This window comes from Mesorhizobium sp. M2C.T.Ca.TU.002.02.1.1 (assembly GCF_003997225.1).
The window spans coordinates 1-2822 of record NZ_RZTO01000784.1; the positions used below are offsets into that span (position 1 = coordinate 1).

4 protein-coding genes are annotated in these 2822 nt (G+C 66.2%); 2 read left to right on the forward strand and 2 right to left on the reverse strand.

All coding sequences use genetic code 11. From position 1 onward, the window contains the following. Positions 1-847 (reverse strand): LysR family transcriptional regulator (locus EOD07_RS29350; RefSeq protein ID WP_164772648.1); only part of this gene is annotated, 847 nt, incomplete at its 3' end. 85 nt (positions 848-932) lie between these two features. Here EOD07_RS29350 and EOD07_RS29355 point away from each other — a divergent pair. Together EOD07_RS29355 and EOD07_RS29360 are read left to right on the forward strand one after the other, a co-directional pair. After that, entirely contained in the window at positions 933-1760 is an 828-nt protein-coding gene (locus EOD07_RS29355) for a class I SAM-dependent methyltransferase (protein WP_127237832.1), read from the forward strand. A 94-nt stretch (positions 1761-1854) separates the two neighbouring features. Further along, on the forward strand, positions 1855-2358 hold the full coding sequence (locus EOD07_RS29360; RefSeq protein ID WP_127237833.1) for a hypothetical protein: 504 nt from the start codon (positions 1855-1857) through the stop codon (positions 2356-2358). Here the strand turns inward: EOD07_RS29360 and EOD07_RS29365 are convergent. Next, on the reverse strand, positions 2355-2822 hold a 468-nt coding region (locus tag EOD07_RS29365; protein ID WP_164772649.1), incomplete at its 5' end, for an Lrp/AsnC family transcriptional regulator. The genes EOD07_RS29360 and EOD07_RS29365 overlap by 4 nt on opposite strands.

The following is a 2822-nucleotide window of genomic DNA, read 5'->3' on the forward strand; positions in this document are numbered from 1 at the left end:
CCGGATAATAGAGGAACACGCCGGGCGTGGTCACCGCGAAGCGGCCGAGCAGCGCCTGCAGACGCCCGTCGGCGATCGGTGCTTCGGCGATCGGGCCTGGCACCTGCGCCAGCCCGACCCCTTGGATCGCCGCGCCGAGCAGCGACGGATAATCGTGCGCGATCAGCGGTCCCGACACGATTGCCTCGACGGTCTTGTTGCCGTTGACAAAGGACCAGGGCGCGACCGAGCCGTTCGAGCGGCGCAGGCGCAGGCAGGCATGGTCGCGCAGGTCCTCGATGCGCTCGGGCGCCGCGCGCCGGCGTAGATAATCCGGACTGCCGACGACCACCATCGGAAAGGAGGGCGTCAGGCGAACCGCGATCATGTCGGGCGCGATCAGATCGCCCATGCGGATGCCGGCGTCGAATCCCTCGGCGGCGAGATCGGCCAGCTCGCCGCTGGCGACGATCTCCAGCTCGATCTCGGGATAGGCCTGGCAGAAGGAGGCGATCATCGGCTCCAGCAGCATCGGCACCACGGCCGGCGGCACCGAGAGGCGCAACAGCCCGGCCGGCCGCTGGCCCATCCCGCGCGCGATCTCGCTTGCCGCGATCAGCTCCTCGAAGGCCGGCCGGGCGCGCGCGAAAAAGCGCTCGCCGGCTTCGGTGAGGCCGACGCTGCGCGTCGTGCGGATGAAGAGCGCAGCGCCGATGCGCGCCTCGAGTGTGCGTATGGCCTGGCTGATCGCTGACGGGGTGACGGCAAGCTCGGCTGCCGCCTTGCGGAAATTGCGATGCCTGGCGACGCTCAAGAACGCCTCGACGCCGTCGAGCGCGCCATGCCTGACTGTGAAGTTCTGCTTCATGACCCATCGACATTATCGCGGATAGTTGCCGGCAGAAAGCGGCCGTATTTCTGGCGTGACCTTGGAAGCCCGAAAGGAAGTGGCGATGACCGATGAACTGGACCGCGTGCGCGATCACTATCGCGCAACAGGATTGACCGATCGATTGAAGACCGCGCTGGCGGTGTTTGGGCCTCAGGAACAGCGGCTGAAGCCCGGGCAACTGGCGACCCTCGACCAGTTCCACACCCGCGGGCTGGCCGCGACAGCGGAGCTCGCCAATCTGGCCGTCATCACTGCCGGCATGTCGGTGCTCGACGTCGGATCGGGCGTCGGCGGGCCGGCTCGCTTTCTTGCCGAGACCCATGGCTGCGAGGTGACAGGCGTCGATCTCAGCGAGCCCTTCGTCGAGGCGGCGCGCTACCTGACCGCGCGAACCGGGCAGGACGACAAAGTGTCGTTCGAAACCGGCAGCGCGCTTGCGCTTCCCTTCGAGGACGGCATGTTCGACGCCGCGCTGTTGCAGCATGTGGCGATGAACATCGCCGACCGGCCGCTGCTCTACCGCGAGATCAGGCGCGTGCTGAAGCCTGGCGGAAAATTCGCGACCTTCGACGTCGTGCTGAATAGCGGCGATCCGCTCTATCCGGTTCCGTGGGCGAGGACGCCGGGCGAAAGCTTCCTGCTGACGGCCGAGGCGACCTGCGAGGCGATCGAGGCGGCCGGCTTCGGCACGCTCGTGCGCCGCGACGACACCACCGTCGCCAAGGCCTGGTTCGCCGAGCTCCGCGCCTCCGGCCCGCCGCCTACACTCAATCTCGGCGTCGTCATGGGGCAGGGTTTCGCGGAACTCGCCACCAATCTCGGACGCAATCTCATGGAAGGTCGGCTGGGCATCCTCACGGCGGTGTTCGAAGCCGTTCCCGTCAACTGAGCAATTCCAGGAAAAGTGTTCAGCGGTTAGGCTCGGCGACTTCGCCGTAGCCTTCCGTCCGGAATTGCGAAAACTAACATTATAGGAGGCGAAGATGTCACCGGCAGTGATCTTCAACATCCACCTCGCGCTGGGCTACGTGCCCTGGCTGCTTTGCTTCGCCGCCTATATCTGGCCGAAGCTCAAGTCGATGGGGCCGATAGAGGCGCAGCGCGCGATCGCAGCGCTGCACAGCTTCCGCTTCTTCGGGCTTGTTTTTCTTATCCCGGGCGTCACCGGGCCGGACCTGTCAGCCGGCTTCGCAAGCTTCGCCGCCTATGGCGACTTCGCCACCGGCCTGCTCGCCATGCTGGCGCTGCTTGCGGTGGCAAGGCCCGCGATCTTCTGGCCGCTCACCGTCGCCTTCAATGTCGTGGGCATGGTTGACCTTGTCGGCGATTACTACCACGGCGTCGTACTCGACCTTCCCGGACAGGCCGGACAGTTGGGCGCCACTTACGCGATCCCCATCATCTACGTGCCACTGCTGATGATCACGCATGTCGCGGCTTTCTATCTGTTGGCGCGTTCCAGGCGCCGTCAGCTGGCGGCGACCTAATACATGGGCGTCGCCATGTGCTTGGGCGCCGGCCACTCGCTCGTGATCTCCGGCTGCACCGGCCGTTCGAGATAGGTCGACAGCACGACATAACTGCGCGTCGAGGTCACGCCGGGCGTGTCGTAGAGGCGGGCCAGCAGGCCTTCCAGCGCGCGCGTGTCCTCGGTGCGCACCTTGAGCAGCATGCAGGTGTCGCCGGCGACCGTGTGGATCTCCTCGACTTCCGGATATTTGGAGACCGCCATCAGCTCCGGCGTCTTGCCCCAGCCCCTGGTGTCGATATGCACGAAGGCAAGCAGCGGCTTCTTCACCGCCCGCGGATCGATGATCGCCGATGTGGCGCGGATGGCGCCGCTGCGCTTCAGCCGCTTGACCCGCTCATGCGCCGCCGGCGGCGACAGGCCGACTCGCTCGCCGAGTTCGGCATAGCTGATGGTCGCGTCCTCGACCAGGACGCCTAATAT